This window comes from uncultured Leptotrichia sp. (assembly GCF_938036635.1).
Lineage (GTDB): Bacteria > Fusobacteriota > Fusobacteriia > Fusobacteriales > Leptotrichiaceae > Leptotrichia > Leptotrichia hongkongensis.
Window position 1 is genome coordinate 1 of the sequence record NZ_CALHQO010000045.1, and the last position, 1,697, is coordinate 1,697.

Annotated in this window: 1 protein-coding gene; it reads right to left on the reverse strand. The window is 33.1% G+C overall.

What is annotated here, in order from left to right; genetic code table 11:
* Positions 1-65: 65 nt before the first annotated feature.
* Positions 66-1,625, reverse strand: coding sequence for an L-lactate permease (locus Q0370_RS00760; protein ID WP_018499392.1), 1,560 nt, complete (start codon positions 1,623-1,625; stop codon positions 66-68).
* Between the last annotated feature and the right edge of the window lie 72 nt (positions 1,626-1,697).

The following is a 1,697-nucleotide window of genomic DNA, read 5'->3' on the forward strand; positions in this document are numbered from 1 at the left end:
ATTCTCCTTTTCATTAACTATTGCATTTACTTTTTTTAAACTTCATAATTTTTAGTTTTAAATTTTTAATGAAGCATTCCTGCTCCAATGAATGTTAAAATACCTAAAACAGCTGCATAAGCTATTGAATATTTGACAGTAAATTTAAGCATATCTCCTTCTTTACCCATTAATCCAACTGTTGAAGCGGCAATTGCAATATTTTGCGGAGAAATCATTTTTCCTCCTGTCGCTCCACCTGTACCAGCGGCGATATACAATGCTTTCAATGCTTCGTTTGATCCTGCTATATTTACTTGAACTCCACCGAATAACAAGTTAGATGCCAAGTCACTTCCTGTTACGAATGTACCGATAGTTCCTAAGAATGGCGAAATTACTGGGAAGAATTTACCTGTTGCAGCAAATCCTTTTGCTATACTTTCAATCATTCCACTATGTTTCATTACTACTGATAATGCCACAATTCCCATAATTACCACAACTGAAGGTAATTTACTTAAAATTGTTTCTTTTAATGTTTCAGCCATAACTTTTGGTTTTACACCTTGAATGAATCCTGCTATAACAGTTGCAACAAATAATGGTGCAGCTGGTGCTAAAATCCATTTGAATATTACACTTGGATCTCCTTTATCCTTAAACCATGTAGCTTCATGCCCCAAAGCAAAATTGAAATGTGTAGTTGTTGGTTCTAACGCTTTATGAACAGCTTCTACAACTGGACTTGTTCCAATAATTAAGATTATCATTAAAATATACGGAACCCAAGCCATAAATGCATCTTTTCCAGTAATAGCTTGACCTTTATTAGATTTTGCACTTTCATCTTCTTTAATAAAGATTTTAGTAGCAACTATCATTAAGATCATTGCAAATAAACTTGATAAAATTGTTGGCAATTCTGCACCCATTGCTTTTGCGATAAATGGTTGTGTTAAATAACCAATAATTGAAGCAATAACTACAGGTAAAATTCCTCTTCCAAATGCTGCATTTTTTCCACCATCAATTTCTTTATTAGCCATTATTACCAAGATAAATGGTATAATACATGTCAAAACTAACAACAATAATGATGTATAAAATGCTGTTTCTCCAGCATTCAATTTAAAGTTTGAAATCATTGTTGTAACTGGCAGTCCAACTGTTCCAAACGCTGTTGGTGTTGAGTTTGCAATAAGACAAATTAAAGCTGCACTTAGCGGAGTAAATCCTAATGAAACCATGATTGCTGCTGGAATAGCAACTGCTGTCCCATATCCTGCAATACCTTCTATAAATCCACCAAATCCCCAAGCTAATATCAATGCTTGAGCTCTTTTATCTGTTGAGATGCTTCCTAACATTGATTTGATTGTTTCAATTTTACCAGTTTTTACTGATAAATCATAAGCAAATAGTGCTGCAAATACTACAAATCCGATAGGCATCCACGCTGTCGCAAATCCTTCAATAATTGAAGCGAAAACCCCTTGAATCGGCATTCTCCACCCTGGCATAACAAAATTTAAAATAATTGCCACTACTAAACTGGCATACGCACTAAACATTGCTGATTTTTTTAAAAATGTCAGCAATATCAAAAATACAACTATTGGCACTAATCCAACTAAAAATTCCATTCCTGAACCTTCCTTCTCTTTATATTTTTTAAAAAAAGTTTAAAAAGAAAAATTTTTTTTAAAAATTAAAAC